The organism is Ruminococcus sp. YRD2003 (genome assembly GCA_900109435.1).
GTDB lineage: Bacteria > Bacillota > Clostridia > Oscillospirales > Ruminococcaceae > Ruminococcus > Ruminococcus flavefaciens_G.
This window is the reverse complement of record FNZT01000004.1, coordinates 170126-188770: the sequence shown is the minus strand read 5'-3', so window position 1 is coordinate 188770 and position 18645 is coordinate 170126. Positions and strand designations below refer to the sequence as shown.

18 protein-coding genes are annotated in these 18645 nt (G+C 53.7%); 7 read left to right on the top strand and 11 right to left on the bottom strand.

Translation table 11 applies throughout. The annotated features are described in order from the left end of the window. Positions 1-43 precede the first annotated feature (43 nt). From BMX22_RS03765 to ruvC, 7 genes are all read right to left on the bottom strand, one after another. Positions 44-910, bottom strand: a complete 867-nt coding sequence (locus BMX22_RS03765; RefSeq protein ID WP_074740785.1) for a class I SAM-dependent methyltransferase — start codon at positions 908-910, stop codon at positions 44-46. 12 nt (positions 911-922) lie between these two features. After that, the gene (locus tag BMX22_RS03760; RefSeq protein ID WP_074740783.1) at positions 923-2281 is read right to left on the bottom strand and encodes a phosphoglucosamine mutase; all 1359 of its coding nucleotides are present in this window, start codon (positions 2279-2281) and stop codon (positions 923-925) included. A 222-nt stretch (positions 2282-2503) separates the two neighbouring features. Further along, positions 2504-3028, bottom strand: a complete 525-nt coding sequence (locus tag BMX22_RS03755) for a hypothetical protein (protein ID WP_074740781.1) — start codon at positions 3026-3028, stop codon at positions 2504-2506. A 13-nt stretch (positions 3029-3041) separates the two neighbouring features. Then, complete coding sequence (gene ruvB / locus BMX22_RS03750; RefSeq protein ID WP_413777951.1) at positions 3042-4100, bottom strand: Holliday junction branch migration DNA helicase RuvB; 1059 nt, start codon at positions 4098-4100, stop codon at positions 3042-3044. 41 nt (positions 4101-4141) lie between these two features. Beyond that, complete coding sequence (locus BMX22_RS03745; RefSeq protein ID WP_074740777.1) at positions 4142-4873, bottom strand: enhanced serine sensitivity protein SseB C-terminal domain-containing protein; 732 nt, start codon at positions 4871-4873, stop codon at positions 4142-4144. A gap of 32 nt (positions 4874-4905) precedes the next feature. Continuing rightward, complete coding sequence (ruvA, locus tag BMX22_RS03740) at positions 4906-5529, bottom strand: Holliday junction branch migration protein RuvA (protein ID WP_074740775.1); 624 nt, start codon at positions 5527-5529, stop codon at positions 4906-4908. An 18-nt stretch (positions 5530-5547) separates the two neighbouring features. After that, on the bottom strand, positions 5548-6033 hold the full coding sequence (ruvC, locus tag BMX22_RS03735) for a crossover junction endodeoxyribonuclease RuvC (protein WP_074740773.1): 486 nt from the start codon (positions 6031-6033) through the stop codon (positions 5548-5550). 406 nt (positions 6034-6439) lie between these two features. Between ruvC and BMX22_RS03730 the strand changes: the two genes are divergently transcribed. From BMX22_RS03730 to BMX22_RS03700, 7 genes are all read left to right on the top strand, one after another. Beyond that, positions 6440-7561, top strand: coding sequence for a bifunctional chorismate mutase/prephenate dehydratase (locus tag BMX22_RS03730; RefSeq protein WP_074740771.1), 1122 nt, complete (start codon positions 6440-6442; stop codon positions 7559-7561). Positions 7562-7580: 19 nt separating this feature from the next. Continuing rightward, positions 7581-9956 (top strand): homocysteine S-methyltransferase family protein, encoded by a 2376-nt coding sequence (locus BMX22_RS03725; RefSeq protein ID WP_074740769.1) that lies wholly within the window; start codon positions 7581-7583, stop codon positions 9954-9956. Positions 9957-10143: 187 nt separating this feature from the next. Next, complete coding sequence (locus BMX22_RS03720) at positions 10144-10671, top strand: GNAT family N-acetyltransferase (protein WP_074740767.1); 528 nt, start codon at positions 10144-10146, stop codon at positions 10669-10671. Between the two features lie 37 nt (positions 10672-10708). Beyond that, the gene (locus tag BMX22_RS03715; protein WP_074740765.1) at positions 10709-11662 is read left to right on the top strand and encodes an AEC family transporter; all 954 of its coding nucleotides are present in this window, start codon (positions 10709-10711) and stop codon (positions 11660-11662) included. A gap of 208 nt (positions 11663-11870) precedes the next feature. Beyond that, complete coding sequence (locus BMX22_RS03710; protein ID WP_074740763.1) at positions 11871-13127, top strand: peptidoglycan DD-metalloendopeptidase family protein; 1257 nt, start codon at positions 11871-11873, stop codon at positions 13125-13127. 225 nt (positions 13128-13352) lie between these two features. Beyond that, positions 13353-15110 (top strand): McrB family protein, encoded by a 1758-nt coding sequence (locus BMX22_RS16015; RefSeq protein ID WP_074740761.1) that lies wholly within the window; start codon positions 13353-13355, stop codon positions 15108-15110. A gap of 15 nt (positions 15111-15125) precedes the next feature. Next, a complete protein-coding gene (locus BMX22_RS03700) occupies positions 15126-15935 on the top strand; it encodes a 5-methylcytosine restriction system specificity protein McrC (RefSeq protein WP_074740759.1) in 810 nt (269 codons plus the stop codon). 144 nt (positions 15936-16079) lie between these two features. Here the strand turns inward: BMX22_RS03700 and BMX22_RS03695 are convergent, their stop codons facing one another. The 4 genes from BMX22_RS03695 to BMX22_RS03680 are packed head-to-tail and all read right to left on the bottom strand — an operon-like array spanning position 16080 to position 18643. Further along, positions 16080-16289 (bottom strand): hypothetical protein, encoded by a 210-nt coding sequence (locus BMX22_RS03695; protein ID WP_074740757.1) that lies wholly within the window; start codon positions 16287-16289, stop codon positions 16080-16082. Further along, positions 16276-16725, bottom strand: coding sequence for a YunG family protein (locus BMX22_RS03690; RefSeq protein WP_074740755.1), 450 nt, complete (start codon positions 16723-16725; stop codon positions 16276-16278). The genes BMX22_RS03695 and BMX22_RS03690 overlap by 14 nt, the downstream gene beginning before the upstream one ends. Before the next feature lie 12 nt (positions 16726-16737). Further along, a complete protein-coding gene (locus BMX22_RS03685; RefSeq protein ID WP_074740753.1) occupies positions 16738-17496 on the bottom strand; it encodes a class II glutamine amidotransferase in 759 nt (252 codons plus the stop codon). Positions 17497-17509: 13 nt separating this feature from the next. Further along, positions 17510-18643, bottom strand: a complete 1134-nt coding sequence (locus BMX22_RS03680) for a glutathione synthase (RefSeq protein WP_074740751.1) — start codon at positions 18641-18643, stop codon at positions 17510-17512. Positions 18644-18645 lie beyond the last annotated feature (2 nt).

Sequence of the window (18645 nt, the reverse complement as noted above, 5' to 3'; positions counted from 1 at the left end):
AATTATTATTCCTTTTATTGTTGATACTCCGTAAAATCTGTCCTTAGTCTGCCTGCCAGATCGCGGTCGAGCCGCAGGGGAGTGTCATTCCCGTTGACTGCACAGGCAGCCCTATCTCGTCGAAGCTGACCTCGCCGCCGAACTTTTCAGTGAGCACGCTTCCGAGAATATAGCCCATTACCGACGGCGAAAGCCCCGTAGTATAGCTGTTTATGAGGAAGAACAGCGGGTCATCGGAGAGCACGCCCGAGCACAGCTTGACGAGGTCGTACACGCAGTCCTCAAGCTTCCAGACCTCTCCGCCTGGGCCGCGTCCGTAACTGGGCGGGTCCATGATAACAGCATCATACCTTCGTCCGCGGCGTATCTCACGCGCGATGAACTTCTCGCAGTCGTCAACTATCCAGCGTATGGGCTTATCGGCAAGCCCCGAAGCCGCAGCGTTGTCACGCGCCCACTGTACCATGCCCTTCGACGCATCCACATGGCAGACATTAGCGCCCGCCTCCGCACACGCGAGGGTCGCACCGCCCGTGTAGGCAAAAAGGTTCAGGACGTTTATCTCACGTCCTGCCGAGCGTATCTTCTCCGCCATAAAATCCCAGTTCACAGCCTGCTCGGGGAAAAGTCCCGTATGCTTGAATCCCGTGGGACGGATATTGAACGTCAGTGCTCCGTAGCTTATCTTCCAGCTCTCGGGGAGCCTCTTGCGGAACTCCCACTCGCCGCCGCCTTTGTTTGAGCGGTGGTAATGACCGTCAGCGCCGCGCCACAGCGGGTCGGTCTTATCGGTCTTCCAGATTATCTGCGGGTCGGGGCGCACGAGCGAGACCTTCCCCCATTTTTCGAGCTTTTCTCCATCTGACGTATCGAGTATAACATAGTCCTTCCAGTTGTTTGCAGTCCTCAAATCATGTACTCCTTAATGCTGCAAATTGAGCCGTTCCCTAATGGTATCGGCAATTTGCAGCGCCATAGTGTTTATCGTAGAGAAATCCCTGCCCTCTATCATAATGCGTATGACGGGCTCTGCGCCGACCTCGCGGACGACGACTCTGCCCTCCTCGCCGAGTATCTGCTCGAACTCGTCGATAATGCCTGTTACGGCGCGGTCGTTCTTCCAGACCTCACGGCATCGCTTGTCAATGGGCACATTGAGCATTACCTGCGGGCACTTCTCGATAACGGCGGCAAGCTCGCTGAGCTTCTTCCCCGAGCGCTTGAGCGTATCGAGGAGCCGTATCCCCGTAAGCTGACCGTCCGCAGACGGCGCAAGGTCAGGAAAGAGGAGATGTCCCGCGGGGTCTCCCGCGAGGCTGTATCCGCACTCACGCATACGCCTTATCATACTGCGCTCGCCCGGCGATGAAGCAGATGTGCCTATACCGTTGCTGCGGGCAAATTGCAGCAGCCCGAGATTATTCGCCTGAGTGAAAAGTATCGAATTATTGCGGAGCTTCTCGTGCTCCTTCATATCCTTTGCACATATCGCGACTATCATATCTCCGTCCACGATAGCACCGTTCTCGTCGACGGCAAGGCATCGCTCTGCCGCTCCGTCGAAGGCAATGCCGCAGTCGCACTTCTGCTCACCGACGAACCTCATCAGCGCGTCGATGTGGGTACTTCCGCAGTCCTTGTTGATATTGGCTCCGTCGGGAGCATTGCCCATGAGGACGACCTCCGCTCCGAGCGAGGAGAATATCTCCTTCGCAGTAGCGGACGCGCAGCCGTTCGCGCAGTCTATCGCGACCTTCAGACCGCTGAGGTCTGCGTCGGCTATCTCCCTGATATGAGCGATATATTTCTCGTTCGCCTTATCGGAGAACGTGAGTTTTCCGTAATTGCGGCGCGGGATAGGCATTATCTCACCCGGAGCGTCGAGGATAAGGCGCTCTATCTCTTCCTCACGGTCATCACTGAGGCGGCTGCCGCTTGATGAGAACAGCTTTATGCCGCTGAACTCGGCGTTGATATGTGAAGCGGTGACCATTATACCGCCGTTCGCCCCGACCTCCTTCACGAGCCATGCAAGTGCAGGAGTCGGCACCTCGCCGATGAGCTCGGCATCAGCTCCCGCGGAGCATATCCCCGCACAGAGAGACGCGGCGATCGAATCGGAGGAGCTGCGCGTGTCCATGCCGATAAGAATTTGTGTTTTCTCGGTATTATGTCCCGCGAGAACAACAGCCGCCGCACGGCCTATCTGCAATGCGAGCTCACAGGTGAGCTCCGTGACGGCGATGCCGCGCATACCGTCGCGTCCGAACATTCTTCCCATTTTTGCTCCCCCTTTTCCTGATTATTTCCAATTATTTTTGTGTAGGGGCGCATTACAGCAAAGCTGCATATAGCATCACAATCCAAATCAAAGATTTGGTGTGCTGCTTATCCGTGCGCCCGCGAATATGCAGAAAACGTCGGACTGCCAAAGGCAGCCCCTACAAGTGGTTTTCGTTGATGTTTCATTATAATGTCAGGCGAGCGGAACTCGCCCCTACAGTTATTTTTTCTTTATCGCGTATATCACGAGCGGCTTATACTTCCCGAATATTTTCTCGGGAGAGTCCGCATAACGAACGGTACCGCAGTTATTGTACCTGTTATAGACCTTTATCCGCTTTCCCTCGCGCACGCAGAACACCGTATGCGCGGAGGACAGAAAGGGTCTGCCTGTCCAGAATGAGATAATAAAGGCAGGCGTATCGCCTACCTCGCTGATACGCTCATACTCCGCGCCGTATTTTTCCAGCGCCTTTCCGAGACGGAACATATTACAGCCGAAAAAGCCCAGCAGCATACGATACTTCTCGAGGAAGAACGCCACCTCCTGCAAGGGCTGCGGCTTCCCAACATAGCGCAGGGCATTGTATACCGATATGACCTCACACCCGTTGAAGCTCATGCGGCAGAGCCCGTATCTGAGCTTTGACACATCACCGAGCCCCTGTCCGTTTATCATTCGGTCACTGAGCTTGCAGGCGAGGTTGTGGTCATAATTGGCTTTGCGAGTAGTCTGTATCTTCATAGCAACAAATCGGTCAGAACGAGAGCTGACCGTCGTCTGAGCCCGAAGTGCTCTGCTCAGGCGGAACTATACCGAGATGCTCATACGCAAGGCGTGTGGCAACACGTCCGCGCGGGGTCCTTCCGAGAAAGCCGAGCTGCATAAGGAAAGGCTCGCAGATGTCCTCAAGCGTGACTGATTCCTCGCCTATGGCGGAGGCGAGAGTTTCAAGTCCGACAGGACCGCCGCCGTAGCCCTTGATTATCATCTGGAGCATACGTCTGTCGAGGCTGTCGAGCCCGAGATTGTCTATCTCGAGCCTGCTCAGCGCGATAGAAGCTATCTCTTTGGTTATCTGACCGTTGCCCATAACGTCCGCAAAGTCGCGCACACGTTTGAGCAGTCGGTTCGCGATACGGGGCGTACCGCGTGCTCTGCCCGCAATTTCGGCAGCTCCGTCGGTATCACAGGGGATACAGAGTATCATTGCGCTCCTGCGGATGATGTCGGTAAGCTGCTCGGTCGTGTAGAGCTCAAGGCGTTCTATGACGCCGAATCGGTCGCGGAGCGGCGCCGAGAGCTGACCTGCCCTTGTGGTCGCACCTATAAGCGTGAAAGGCTTCAGGTCCATGCGTATCGAGCGTGCGGAGGGACCCTTGCCGATGATAATGTCTATGACCCTGTCCTCGAGGGCGGGGTAGAGTATCTCCTCGACGGCGCGCGAAAGGCGGTGTATCTCGTCGATGAAGAGGACATCGTTGTCATTGAGGCTTGTGAGGAGCGAGACGAGGTCGCCGGGCTTCTCGATAGCGGGACCTGTTGTCACGCGGAGATTTACCCCGAGCTCGTGCGCGATAATGGACGAGAGCGTGGTCTTTCCGAGGCCGGGAGGTCCGTACAGCAGAACGTGGTCGAGGGGCTCGCCGCGCTTTTTTGCGGCTTCGATATAGATAGCTATCTTCTCCTTGACCTTGTCCTGACCGATATATTCATGCAGATTCTGCGGGCGGAGGGATATCTCGATATCGCCGTCATCCTGCGTCACCTCGGGAGAAATGACTCTCGGGGCGAATTCAAGCTCTTCAGTTTCTATCAAACTCCCCGCCTCCTTTCAATGTTCATTCTGCTGACGGTTTATCTCTCGAAGTAGCGCTTCTTGCGGACATAGAACGGTTCAACTGTTTTTGCCGCCTTCTTGCCCATATCCTGTTCAAAGCTGATGAAGCAGAGGTGCTCGTTAGCCTTGACGGTCTTGGAGAGGTATTTCGAGAGCGGCACGAACAGTTTTCTTGTGCTGCCCATCATATCGAGGACTATGAGTATCTGCGGACGCTCGCAGCCCTTTATCATCTCCATAATGAATGCGCGGTCAACGTTCGGCTGTTTCGACAGGAATTTTGAAGCCGCCTTTGTTATATGCCCGACGGAGTGCTCGCACGGACGGTAGCTGATAGTATCAGCCTCGTTGTAGGAGATAGCCTTTATCTTGAGGTTGCGGGCTATCATAAGGATGCTCTTTATCTCCTGCGACGAGAACTCCTTGCCGTAGGAATTGGGGTTGAGGACTGCCGACACCGACTGAATAAGGTCAAAGAGGCGGAGGCAGTTTATCTTATAGCAGTCAACGTATCTCTTGGCGAACTGCTGGAGCGAGCGATAGCTCGTAAAGAACGGGATAAAAATATCTCCGTTGGGGTTCTGGGTAGTTATCAGCTCGAGCTGTATGCCGCCCTCCTCTCTGCTTCTGTCCTCCTTGACGGGGTTTTTGCAAATTACGTACACGTCGCTCTTTATCAGGGTCTGTAAGAAGAGCGAGCGCTTTGACGGGTCCTTTATAGCAGCCTTCAATAACTCGTCAAGATTCATAGTCAATCGTTCCTTTCGTGTGTTTTTTATGTTTAGCGCGTATTTTTCGCGTTCATTATTCTCAGAGTTTCCTTTATCATATCCTGCGTGGAGAGCGTCTGGTCAAGCTTGCCGAGTATCGGTGCAGCCTCGCCCTGCGTATAGCCGAGCACCATAAGTGCTTCGAGAGCCTCCGTCACAGCCGATGTCACTGCCCCACTCGGAGCAGCCGCAAAGCTCGCCGCGTCGACCGCGACCGAGCCGCCGATAGATTCCGCGGACATTTTGTCCTTGAGTTCGAGGACTATCCTCTGCGCCGTTTTAGCGCCTATGCCCTTAGTCTTGGTAAAGGTCTTGCTGTCGCCCGATGCGACGGTGAATGCGAACTTCTCGGGGGTCATATCCGAAAGTATCGACGTAGCCGCCTTCGGACCGACACCCGACACCGATATGAGCAGGCGGAAGCAGCTGAGCTCCTGCAATGTCGCGAAGCCGAAGAGCTCCACGGCGTCCTCCCTGACGTACAGGTGGGTATACACCGTGACCTCGCCGCCGATCTCGCCGAGCTGCGAGACGGTGCTGTACGATGTTTTGCACGCGTACCCGACGCCGCCGCATTCCACGACGACCATACCAAGCTCTTTCAGCGCAAGCTTGCCGCGCAGACTGTATATCATCGTTATCCCCTCCAAAGGTCAGCCCCAGCGAGTGGAGTGACCGTGACAGATAGCAATTGCGAGAGCGTCGGCAGCGTCATCGGGCTTAGGTATCTGCGCAAGCCCGAGCAGCTGGCGGGTCATCTCCATGACCTGTTTTTTCTCAGCCTTGCCGTAGCCTACGACCGCGGACTTCACCTGTAACGGCGTATACTCGAATATGGGCACATTTCTCTCAGCCGCCGACAGCACGGTAACTCCGCGCGCCTGAGCGACATCAATACCCGTAGTATGGTTGGTATTGAAGTAGAGCTTTTCTATCGCCATACAATCGGGCTTATACTTCTCGAAGATGAACTCCATATCGTGGTGGATAGCCTTCAATCGCTCGGGAAAGGGCGTGCCTGCCTCGGTGAGGACAGCTCCGTATTCCACGGGAGTGAAGTGCAGCCCGTCGTACTCGACCACTCCGAACCCGACGATAGCGTATCCGGGGTCGACGCCTAAAATACGTACTTTCTTCACAAATATCTACCTGTATCTCGTAAAATGTTCTTATGATTAGCGGGGAGCATCGGTAATATCAGTTGACGATATTGCCGCACACAGCCGCACTGTCTCACAATATACTTTATTATTATACCACATTCGGGACACCCATTGCAACAATTTAAACAATTTTATTTTGTTTTGACAAATATTCGTCAATATGCCGAATAATGCCCGATATGTTTGTGAGGAGCGCCTTTTTATAGTTGAAATTTCATAAAACCTGCACAACCTTTCACTGCATTATTTGTACATCTATACGATGCGCGGCAGCAGGTCACACCGAACCGCCGCCTGCACCTCGATAAGCTGTCCTTGTTGACATTCCCCGCGATGTATGATAAAATCAGAATGGATAATTATGATTTTTCGGAGGTTACCTATGGACTTACAGCAGCTTCGTAACGGCATAGATGATATTGACAGCGAGATACTCACCCTCTTTATGAAAAGAATGGCGATATGCCGCGATGTTGCGGAGTACAAGCGCCTTCACAATATGCCAGTCTTTCAGGGCGGACGCGAGCAGCAGATAATCGACCGCATACGTGCTCTCACGGGCGACCCGGAGCTTGAAGCAGGCACAGCCGCTCTCTTCACCTCGATAATGGACATCAGCAAGATACTGCAAAACCGCAAACTGCTCTCTGACAGCCCCGACTACCGCTTCACAGTCCCCGACTTCGCGGGCGCAAAGCACATTGGATGTCAAGGCACATCGGGAGCTAATTCCGAGACTGCCGCGAAGAAGCTTTTTGGCGATATACAGCCGATATTCTACAAGACCTTCGAGGACGTTTTCGCAGCCGTGCAGGCGGGCGAGCTTGACTTCGGCGTGCTCCCCGTCCACAATTCGACAGCGGGAAGCGTCAGCAGCACCTATGACCTTATGGCGAAATACAGCGTTTACACGGTCAGCGAGGTCTGCGTGGATATAAACCACTGCCTCGCCGCAAAGACCGACATCGCAGAGTCGGAGGTGACGACCGTCTACTCTCACCCGCAGGCGATAGCCCAGTGCTGCGACTACCTCACAGCGCAGGGCATGAAAACGTCCGAATACGGCAACACAGCGACTGCTGCGGCGATGGTCGCGGAGAGTGACCCCTCAGAAAAAATAGCGGCGATATGCTCGGTAGACTGCGCGGAAAAGCTCGGACTGCACATCATCGCCCGCGACATCACCGACTGCGCTCTGAACCGCACGCGATTCGTCTGCATATCGCGCGAATTGCAGGTATCGGAGGAATCCGACGCGATATCCGTAATGCTGAAGATACCGCACACCGAAGGAAGCCTTTACCGTCTGCTGACGAAGTTCTACGTGAACGGCATGAACCTGCTGCGCATCGAGAGCCGCCCGATAAAGGACGGCAGCTTCGACGTCGTATTCTACCTTGATTTCAGCGGCAGGATAGACGACCCGAGCGTCAAGGCGCTGATGAACGACCTCGCGGAAAACCTTGAATATTTCCGTTTCCTCGGCACATTCAAAAGCGAATAATAATACGGAGGGATAAGCCATGCCCGATAGATTCAACAAACTGCTTGAAAACAACAGCTTCGTCTTCCTCGACGGCGGTATGGGCACCATGCTGCAAGCCGCAGGGCTCAGCACCGACCACGTCCCCGAGCTGCTCAACCTTACCGCCCCCGACGCCATAATCTCGATACACTCACAGTACGTCGAAAGCGGCTCTGATATCATCTATTCCAACACCTTCGGAGCCAACAGCTACAAACTCGAGGGCAGCGGGCACACGGTCGCGGAGGTGGTATCCGCCGCCGTTGCCAATGCGAAGAAAGCCGCAGCAGGACGCGCGCTTGTGGCTCTTGATATAGGACCGATAGGACAGCTCCTCGAGCCCGCGGGAACTCTCCGCTTCGAGGAGGCATACGACTGCTTCCGCGAGGTTGTGCTCGCAGGAAAAGATGCCGACCTCATCGTAATCGAAACGATGACCGACCTCTATGAGGTCAAGGCAGCAGTCCTTGCTGCCAAGGAGAATTCCGACAAGCCTGTCATGGTGACGATGACCTTCGAGGAGAATATGCGCACCTTCACAGGCGTTTCCGCGGAGTGCATGGTCGCAGTGCTGGAGGGACTCGGTGCGGACGCCATCGGCGTCAACTGCTCTCTCGGCCCCGAGGAGCTCTATCCCGTAGTCGAGCGTATCTGCTCGCTGACGATACTGCCCGTCATCGCCAAGCCCAACGCAGGTCTGCCCGACCCCGTCACCAACAAATTCAACGTCGGACCCGAGGAGTTCGCGGCAAGCGCTGTAAAGCTCGCCAATGCGGGCGTGAAAATATTCGGCGGCTGCTGCGGAACGACACCCGCGCACATTGCCGCAGTTATCGCAGCTCTCGAAGACTGCGAATACTCTCCCCGCGAAGTCATGAGCGTGAGCAGGGCTTGCTCGGCAGTCAACTGCGTGACTATAGACTGCCCCCGCGTTATCGGCGAGCGCATCAACCCCACAGGCAAAAAGCGCTTCAAGGAAGCTCTCCTCGCGCACGATATAGACTACATACTCGGACAGGCAGTCGAACAGATACACGCGGGCGCGGAGATACTCGACGTCAACGTCGGACTGCCTGGTATAGACGAAAAAGCCATGATGGTGACAGCCGTCAAAGCCATACAGAGCGTGTGTGATACACCGCTACAGCTCGATTCCACGATACCCGAAGTCCTCGAAGCAGGTCTGCGCGTCTACAACGGCAAGCCGATAGTCAACTCCGTCAACGGCGAGGACGAATCCCTCGATACGATACTCCCGATAGTGAAGAAATACGGAGCTTCCGTTGTCGGACTGACCCTCGACAAGGGCGGCATACCCAAGACAGCCGAAGGCAGATTCGCAATAGCGGAAAAGATACTCGACCGCGCGATGTCATACGGCATCCCCAAGGAGGACGTGTTCATCGACTGCCTCACGCTCACTGCCTCCGCAGAGCAGGACGGCGTAATGGAGACTCTCGGTGCGCTCCGCCGCGTCAAGGCTGAGCTCGGACTTCACACGGTGCTCGGCGTGTCGAACATCTCCTTCGGGCTCCCCAACAGAGAGCTCATCACGCGCACATTCCTTACAATGGCACTTCACAGCGGACTCGACCTCCCCATTATAAATCCTAACATCGACTCCATAATCGGAGCGGTGCGCGCTTACAGGCTGCTTGCGGGGATAGACCGCGATTCCGCGGAATTCATCTCCATATACGCGAGCGGCGATACTGCTCCCAAGCCCGCTGCCCCCGCAACAGCGGACAAGGGTACGCCCGACCTCATCTATGCAGTCAGCAACGGCTTGAAAGCGGACGCAGTAAAGGCAGCGGAGGAGCTCCTGAGAACGACCGACGCAATGGTGATAATCAACGACTACCTTATCCCCGCGCTCGATTCAGCTGGCGATAAGTTCGAGAAAGGCAAGATATTCCTGCCGCAGCTCATTCTCACAGCGGGAGCCGCGCAGGCGTGCTTCGAGGTCATCAAGGACAAGCTCGCACTGACGAGCGGCGAGACGGTCTCCAAGGGCAAGGTCGTGCTTGCGACGGTAAAGGGCGACATACACGACATCGGCAAGAACATCGTGAAGGTGCTGCTCGACAGCTACGGCTTCACGGTCATAGACCTCGGAAAGGACGTAGACCCGCAGGTCATCGTCGATGCGGCGATAGAGCACAAGGTAAGCCTTGTGGGACTGTCGGCGCTGATGACGACAACACTCGGCTCAATGGCAGAGACGATACGGCTTCTCAACGAGCAGTATCCCGAGTGCAAAACGGTCGTCGGAGGAGCCGTGCTGACGGCTTCCTACGCAGAGCAGATACACGCCGACTACTACGCCAAGGACGCAAAGCAGTCCGTGGACATCGCAGCAAAAGTCTATTCATGAGCTGCATCTCGCGGAGAGCCCCTGCGGCAAATCATAACATATACCCGTGGGCGCACATTAGAGTGCTTCCCTTAGCGGAATTTGTGGGCTACCGAGCCGTAAATTTACGGTACATATTCGGTATCCTGCGAAACCGCCAAAGGGGGCTCCCCTTTGTGCGCCTCTGCATTTTCAAAGGAGCAAGACAATGAGCGCACCCACAATCACCACCGAAAGGCTTACCCTGAAACCGATGTGCAGCGATTACCTCGCGAGCACGCATGAATACGCCTCCGACCGCGAGACCTGCAAATTCATGCTCTTTCTCCCGAACGATACACTCGCGGATACGCTCGACTACCTCCGCGACGCCGAAGCCGAAGCCGCAAAGGAAAAGCCTTCATACTACGAAATGGCGGTGTTTTCAGGCGATACACACATCGGCGCGGTGAGTCTTTACCTCGGCGATGAGCCCGGGAGCGCCGAGCTCGGCTGGACATTCAACAAGCGCTATCACGGCCACGGCTACGCTACCGAGGCTGCGGGAGCACTGCTGAAATTTGCGGCGGACGAGCTCGGGATAAGGCGTTTCTGCGCACACTGCGACTCAGAAAACGCAGCTTCACGCCGCGTAATGGAAAAGCTCGGGATGAAGCTCGCAGGCGAATACGGCGGCAGGCGCAACAAGCTCTCGCCCGAAGAACGCCGCGAGTGCCTGTACGTGCTTGAAAAATGAGCTGATACAATAATAAACAACAGAAAGAAATGATGATATGTTCCTCGATGACCTGCGTTTCAGCCTGAACGCCACCATGCCTGTTTTCCTGATGATGGTATTCGGCTATTTCTGCCGCAGGGTAGGTCTGCTCGACGAGCACACCACGGCAAAAGTCAACAGATTCACCTTCCGCACGCTTCTTCCCGCGCTGCTGTTTGCCGACCTTTCAAAAGCGGACTTCCGCAGCGTATGGGACTCACGCTTCGTCCTCTTCTGTGTGGGAGTCACCCTGCTGAGCATCCTCACAGCGGGCGCATACTCGCTCCTGCACAAGGACAAATCCGAGCGCGGCGAGATAATACAGGCATCCTACCGCAGCAGCGCGGCAGTGCTCGGGATAGCATTCGTCCGCAACATCTACGGCGACTCGCTCATGGCGGCGCTGATGGTTCTCGGAACAGTCCCGCTGTACAATATCGCGGCTGTGACCGTCCTCTCGCTGACCTCTCCTGACAGGGAAAAAGGCGGAAAGCGCTCGCTCGCACTTGATACGGCAAAAGGCATCGCGACGAACCCGATAATCCTCGGCATTATCGTGGGAATGGCATGGTCACTTCTGAGGATACCACAGCCCGTGATACTCGAACGTTCGGTATCCTATCTTGCGAATATGGCAACTCCGCTGTCGCTCATAGCCCTCGGAGCCTCCTTCCGCACGAGCGAGGCAAGGGGCAGGATACGAGTTACAGCAGGCATCGCCTTCATCAAGCTCGTGCTGTTCTGCGCAGTGTTCCTGCCCGCGGCAATACATCTCGGATTCCGCGGCGAGAAGCTGATAGCGATACTGGTGATGCTCGGCAGCGCGACTACGGGAAGCTGCTTCGTAATGGCGAAGAATCTCGGACACAAAGGCGCTGTCACAGCATTTGCGGTCATGCTCACGACCCTGTGCAGCGCCTTCACGCTCACGACGTGGCTGTTTCTGCTGAAGACGTTCGACTACATATAGGCAGCACCGCACAATTCACAAAACACCCATTCGATTCTTGTGCAATAGCGGGATATTCGCGTTCATATGACCGTTTTCTCAGTTCAAGATTTGACATTCGGGCTCAAATGTGGTATCATATCTATATGGTGCGGCAGCCGTACAAAAGATATCAAAAAGACCCGAAGCTGCCGAAAAAGGGGAAAATTCCGCTAAGGAGCTTAATATAATGAACAGGATAATAAAAAAAGCGGCAGTAATACTGCTTGCCATAGCCTTCATATTCGCCGAGCCGAGCTGTATGCGCATACGCCGTTCTTATGCGGCGGAAGCGGTTTCAGCGATATGGCCGCTCGACAAGTCGTTCCAGAAGATAACCACATATTTCGACCCGATGAGGAACGAGAGCGACGTCGCGGGCTACCACAACGCGATAGACGTCGAGGCTGACTACGGCGCCGATATATTCGCTCCCCGCTCGGGAAAGTGCATTTCCGCAGAATGGATGGACGCCTACGGCAATATGGTGATCCTCTATCATGAGGACCTCGGCATATACACATTCTACGCACACTGCTCGTCCATGGACGTTACCGCGGGACAGGCTGTATCAGGCGGAGACGTGATAGGTCATGTCGGCAGCACGGGACAGTCGAGCGGCAATCACCTCCACTTCGGCATATGCGATAAACTGCTCAGCGGCTGGCCATGCAGAACTTACTACGACCCGCTGACCTACTTCACATTCGACGGCACGGCAGTAGCCCCCCCGAGCACCGCTCCCGCTCTCGGTGAGAGTTCACCCTCGTGCGACTGCACCACTGACTGCGCGGGCAAATACACGACCAAAAACGTTGTCACCTATCTGAACATAAGAGCAGGACACAGCGCTGACACCTCGGCACTCGGACAGATACCTGCTGGCTCGCAGTTCACCGTCACCAAGGGCAACGGCAAATGGGCTCACGTCGAGTATAACGGCATAAGCGGCTATGTGTCCATGGATTTCATCACGAAGGTAGCGGACGCCCCCGCAGAGAGCTGTAAGTGCTCCGAAAGCTACGCGGGCACATACACGACAACGGGAGTATCAGACGTGCTCAACATCAGAGCCGACCACAGCGCGAGCGCGAAGCTCCTCGGCACTATCCCCGCGAACGCAACGTTCAAGGTAACAAAGGCTGACGGAAGCTGGGCGCACATTGAGTACAACGGCATAATCGGCTTTGTTTCAATGACTTACATCAAAAAGGTGGAGGAGGAAAAGCCCAAGGTAACGGGCGACCTCAATAACGACAGCAAGGTAGGCATCGCAGACGCAGTCGTTATGCAGAATTACCTACTCGGCGGAACAAAACTTACCGAGGAGCAGTACGCCGCCGCCGATATGAACAGCGACAAGTCGGTCGATACATTCGACCTCATAATTATGCGCAAAAAACTCGTCGAGGAGCTCGAAAAGAACGCCGAGACAAAAACATGGTGACCACGGAGCATAAACGGCAGTGATACAAGTATTTAACGGGGAAGCCCTTTCCGAACAAGGGCTTCCCCGAACTTTTTTCAGCAGTTGCTTATGGCACTATCGTAAATGTACAGCGGCGGGCAAGCATTTTGTGAATAATGTGTAAAAACTTCAAATAGCATTGACAAATATTTGTTGTTATGGTACTATTACCGTAGGATACTATCGGGATTGGAGCCATTGAATATGGATAAAATGCTTCTTATTGATGAATTAAAGCACAAAAACGAGATACTGCCCAATGAATTTGACGGAACATACCGCTGCGTGCGCAAGGCAGTGGAATACTACGCAAACCTGAGAAGGCTCACTGTCATCGACATCAGCGACCTCGAGCTTCTCTACTATCTCTCGCTGGGCTGCTGGGGCGGCAGTATGGGCAGGCTGAAAGAGCTCATACAGGAAAGTCACCTGCTGCACAGCGACAAGCATCTGCTTGAAACGACGGCAAACGCTATATGGGACCGTGAATCAATGAAGCTGTTCAGCCATATCGTAAGCAAGCAGGAAATGGAGTTCCTGACCGCTTCAAATTCCCTGAAAAGCAGCCCCGTGTCCAAGGACGCAGGAGCAATACAGTTCTTCCTGATGATGTGCATAAACATCTCAGGGCTCGAGAAGGACGACAAGCTCTTTGATACGGCGCAGGATATGCTCGATTCAAAGATAAAGTTCTCGGGAATGCCTGTATTCGTCATGTCGAGGATACTTCACTGCCTGAAGCCGTTCACCTTCCCCATAATCGGCGAAAGAGCCGTTGACAGCCTTGTTTACAAAACACTCGGGATAGAGCTTGACGACACGGGAGACATACAGAACTATATCCCCAACTCACGCAGGATACTCAAATTTCGGGAGGCTAACTTCAAATTCAGGAATATGCGAGTATTCGACCTTATGTCATGGGAGCTCCTCAGCACGAAGGACGAGCCTGCCCAGTCGGAAAAGCCTGTCCGCGAGAAGCGGGCAAAACGGGTCGAATCGCCGCTGAATCAGATACTGTACGGACCTCCAGGCACAGGCAAGACCTACAATGTCGTAAGGTATGCCGTGGAGCTTGTCGAGGGCGAGCGCATAGCCGAAGGCGAGCCCTACTCGGAGATAAGGGCAAGGTACGAGAAATATGCATCCTCGGGACAAATAAAGTTCACCACCTTCCACCAGTCGCTCGCCTACGAGGAATTCGTAGAGGGCATACGTCCCGTAGTAGTTGACAAGTACGGCAACGACTCCAACATCGCGCACGCCGATACTACTGTCATCTACCGTCCATACAACGGCGTTTTCAAGTCGCTGTGCGAGAAGGCGGCAAAAAGCCCGAATATGAACTTCGTAGCCGTCATCGACGAGATAAACCGAGGCAATATATCGCGTATTTTCGGCGAGCTCATCACGCTCATCGAAGAGTCGAAGCGCGGCACCTCGCTGATACTGCCGTATTCGCAGACCGAGTTTTATGTGCCCGCGAATCTGTATATCCTCGGCACCATGAACACCGCCGACCGCTCAATCGCCATGCTTGATATCGCGCTGAGACGCCGTTTCCACTTCATAGAGATGATGCCTCAGCCGTCCCTGCTCGGAGACTGCGAAGGCGTCGACCTATGCGAGCTGCTCACCGCACTTAACGAGCGCATCGAATACTACTACGACCGCGAGCACGCTATCGGTCACGCATACTTCATGAACAACAGCGGCTGTATAACCACGCTCAGCGAGCTGAGAGAAGTATTCTCCACGAAGATAATCCCGCTCCTTCAGGAATACTTCTTTGACGACTACGAAAGGATAAGGCTCATCCTCAACGACGAGAATACCTTTATCGAGTGCATAACTCCGAGGTATGTCAAGCACTTTGATTCGGGACAGCGGCTCTACCGCATAGGCGCCCCGACGAAGTGGAAGAAGGAGCACTTCATAAACATATACAGCGATAATTCCTGATGAACGGAGAATAACATGTACAGCAGACACATTTGCGTATCAGCCAATGAACGTATAGCGGAGCTGTCTCCCGAAAGCGGCGGACTCACAAAAGTGCTCGGCGAACTTGCGGAGGTCGGTGCCGCCGAGGGAAGAGAGGTCATAGTTCTCCGTCGGGAAAACGGCAGACAGTATTTCACTGCGGGGACATACTGCGGCTTTTCATGCTTCGCGGACGGCACTCTGCTCGAGATACTCCCGCCCGCCGAGGGCGGCACTTCCGAGGCGCGAAAGTCGCTCTGCGCCGAGTTTTGCAGGCGCTGCGGGTTTGAGTTCAGCGCAGAGACATTCGCCCCCGAGATGAACTTCATGGAATACTTCATCTCCGTATTTGCGGGCGAGACTATGAAGATAATCAAAAGCGGCGTGCTCTCGACCTATACGAGCCGCGAGGAGAACCTCACCACCGTACAGGGAACGATAATGTTTTCCGAAAATATCCGCCGCAACCTCACCCACCGCGAGCGCATCTATGTGCGGCACGACGTGTTTACTCCCGACCGTGCGGAGAATCGCATCATCAAAGCCGCCGCCGTCATGCTGAACAAGGTGACAGCAAATTCGCACAATTCCCACCTGCTGAAGGAAGCGCTGACCTTCCTTGATGAAGTGCGCGTGCCATACGACATTTCCGCGGAGTTCGGCAAATGCATAAACACACGCAACACGAGGAAGTACAGCACCATCCTCAGTATCTGCCGAATGCTCCTTGACAGGAACGAAGGGACGTCATTTTCTGGGAAGTTCATAACCTGCGCGTGGTTTTGCGGGATGAACCAACAATAAAACAGCCGAATAAACTCAGAGGGAGACCCCTTTTTCAAAAGGGTTCTCCCTCATGTGCTGTATTCATACAGAAGCATTTGCAGGCACTTATCGGCGGAAGAATCAGAAGAATGATTCTCCCCCATCCCGAAGCTCCATGCTCGCTCACAGCTCGGAATAATAGCTGAGAAACGCCTCAATGCAGGCTTTTTTCGGCTGAGGTTCGGACTGCCACACACCATCGCCCTCACATTCAAGGCTCAGCACATAGCCGTCGCACTGATCCCAGCCGTAGAGCAGATAGTCATTTCCGTTATATGAAAAGGCAATTTCATTTTCAGTGATAACAGCCTGTTTCAGTTCATTTGCGCTCATATTTTTCTCCGTAAATCTTAATAAGTTCAGCTTTGAGATACTCATACCGCTCACGCTTTTCAGTCTTGGCAAAATGAACTTCTCTGAACTGCTCGGGATTATCGGTATAATCCAGTTTTTCGCCGCCGAACTGCTCGCTGGTAAGGTCAAACACCACATCTCCCACAACATTGTAGCAGTGGAAATTACCGCCGCTGCGAGGCACTCCGTAAACTTTTCCGCCGAAAATATCCTGTGCTAAAAAAGCGGTTATGGAGCACTGCCCGAGAGTGATATTCTCCTTGCTCCACTTCTCCCGCAGTCGGGGAGCACAGGTGTACTCGCACCATATCTCCGTAAGAGCATCGTATAGCTCCTGCGGAGAAGCTATACTCTTAAAATCGCTGTTTATCGGCGAAACGACCGCCTTTTCCCAGCCATAAAAATTATATCCCATATTATTCTCCTGTTAAATGTACATAGCGTCCATAGCAGTGATATATTCCAGTGTCGGAACGAAAGTACCCTTGTGACGGTCTCCGCGGTGTACTTCCTGCCCCTTCTTGTAGGCTATCACCTGTGCCATGGGAAACGGTATCCACACTCCGTCATCGAGGGGCTTTGTAGCAAAAACGATGCCGTCATCAAGCCTTTTGAAGCAGAGAGTATTCTTCAGATTTTTGTGGACGTACAATAGCTCTCCGTCGTATATCATCAGATTGAGCTTGTTCCTCGGAGCGTTTTCAACAATGAAGTGATTGACTATCTCAAAACGCTCGCGCTCATTGGGAACGCTCCTTGCGATATGTTCATTAATGTTGTCAAGAAGCGAGAGGAAGAACCGCTCGGAATCGGTATCGCCCGCCTGTACGGCTGAATAACGGTGATTATGTCTGCCGTTGAAGATAGTTCCGTTGTGGATGAGGGTCCACTCTCTGCCCGATATATCCGAGCCTGTGAACGGATGGCAATTGCTTTCATTGACAGTTCCGACGGTAGCAAATCTTATGTGTGCGAGGGCATTTTTCTGCGGCGGCATACAGTCGATAATATCAGACAAAAACGAGCTGTTCTCAGCGCTGACAGCTTCTTTTACTATCTCGCGCCTGTCAGTTTCGTACATCATTCCCCAACCGTGAGGATTTTTGTCACTGTGGGAGAAAAACACGCGCAGATAGTCTGATATATCCGTATTTCTTGCCGAAGTGAAGCCAAGCAGCTCGCACATTTATGTCACCGCCTTATTTATAGTATTTGACCCTGTTACAGACCTTTCGTCCGCTTATTTTTTCCTTTTCAAAGCTGATGATCTCGATCGCTTTTTCGTTGTCACCGAAATGCTTTTCCATCTCCTTGATCACGCTTTCGGCGCGTTCTAAAAGCTCAGCATCAGGGTCGAGCCGAGCAGCATTTTTGTGTTCGCTTACTGCTTTCTCCTGCAGATCGGGAGTGAAGTCGATATCGGGCAGTGAGAGCAGATACAGTATCAGCAGATGTACAAATTCAAGGTCTCTGCCGTCTATCCCGAGAGGTGCAGACGGGTCGAGGTCGAACATTCTCAGCTCGATGTGGTCAACGCCGTTTGCCGCAAGATTCTCAAGGCTGTTCACACCCTTTGGTTTAAGACGTATCGGCAGATACAACTCACTTGCGGAATACAACGAGCCTGTTACGATGTGCTTCTTGATACTGCCTGTGAAAGTTCTCAAATCCCTATGGTCAAGGATAGGCAGGAACTTGTTCCAATAGCCGCGCTTGCTGTTGCGGAGCGATGAATACTCACTCATAATTATACCGCTTTTTCCGTCCTTGTCAAGGGAGGCATCATAATACGGGCTTGCTGCCGTGAGCAGCACAAGCAGATAGCTGTGCAGCATGAGCTGCTTGTATAGTCTGAGATAAAGCTCGTCTTTGAAGGCGCGGAAGTCCTCGTTATCGGTATTCAGCTCGTGCAGCAGCTCGTCGGGAAATGAAAAATTGAAGTGTATCCCCGAGAAAAGCATGAGCTTTTTACCGTATTTCTTCTTGAGCACTTCACGGTATGCCCGCTTTGAGGAAAGATCGCCTGTGAAGTCGGCGATCGGTATCTCGTCCTCACTGTCAAAGTGGGGAGGATTGCTGTAGAGCCATATGCTCTCGCGGTTTTCGGCGAGCTTTTTTCGTGCCCTTTCGTCGAGCTCCGCGAGATAGCCGAGAGCTTCCCTGATGCTGCCCGCAACGGGAGTAACAAGTTCCATCTGGTTCTCGCAGAAATCGCGTGTGATGTGCTCATCATCGCCAAAGGGGTGAGCAGTCCGTGCAAGTCTGCCCTGACTGTCGACCCTCAGAGTTTCCCGTTCTATCCCGAATTTTCCGCTGTAATAGTATTCACTCATGT

Bases quoted from the DNA above. Each gene is read 5' to 3' on its own strand.
- BMX22_RS03730 (WP_074740771.1), top strand. From the start codon at position 6,440: ATGGACTTACAGCAGCTTCGTAACGGCATAGATGATATTGACAGCGAG.
- BMX22_RS03755 (WP_074740781.1), bottom strand. From the start codon at position 3,028: ATGAAGATACAGACTACTCGCAAAGCCAATTATGACCACAACCTCGCC.
- BMX22_RS16015 (WP_074740761.1), top strand. From the start codon at position 13,353: ATGGATAAAATGCTTCTTATTGATGAATTAAAGCACAAAAACGAGATA.
- BMX22_RS03685 (WP_074740753.1), bottom strand. From the start codon at position 17,496: ATGTGCGAGCTGCTTGGCTTCACTTCGGCAAGAAATACGGATATATCA.
- BMX22_RS03690 (WP_074740755.1), bottom strand. From the start codon at position 16,725: ATGGGATATAATTTTTATGGCTGGGAAAAGGCGGTCGTTTCGCCGATA.
- BMX22_RS03710 (WP_074740763.1), top strand. From the start codon at position 11,871: ATGAACAGGATAATAAAAAAAGCGGCAGTAATACTGCTTGCCATAGCC.
- BMX22_RS03695 (WP_074740757.1), bottom strand. From the start codon at position 16,289: ATGAGCGCAAATGAACTGAAACAGGCTGTTATCACTGAAAATGAAATT.
- BMX22_RS03720 (WP_074740767.1), top strand. From the start codon at position 10,144: ATGAGCGCACCCACAATCACCACCGAAAGGCTTACCCTGAAACCGATG.
- BMX22_RS03700 (WP_074740759.1), top strand. From the start codon at position 15,126: ATGTACAGCAGACACATTTGCGTATCAGCCAATGAACGTATAGCGGAG.
- BMX22_RS03745 (WP_074740777.1), bottom strand. From the start codon at position 4,873: ATGAATCTTGACGAGTTATTGAAGGCTGCTATAAAGGACCCGTCAAAG.
- BMX22_RS03680 (WP_074740751.1), bottom strand. From the start codon at position 18,643: ATGAGTGAATACTATTACAGCGGAAAATTCGGGATAGAACGGGAAACT.
- ruvA (WP_074740775.1), bottom strand. From the start codon at position 5,529: ATGATATACAGTCTGCGCGGCAAGCTTGCGCTGAAAGAGCTTGGTATG.
- BMX22_RS03725 (WP_074740769.1), top strand. From the start codon at position 7,581: ATGCCCGATAGATTCAACAAACTGCTTGAAAACAACAGCTTCGTCTTC.
- BMX22_RS03760 (WP_074740783.1), bottom strand. From the start codon at position 2,281: ATGGGAAGAATGTTCGGACGCGACGGTATGCGCGGCATCGCCGTCACG.
- BMX22_RS03715 (WP_074740765.1), top strand. From the start codon at position 10,709: ATGTTCCTCGATGACCTGCGTTTCAGCCTGAACGCCACCATGCCTGTT.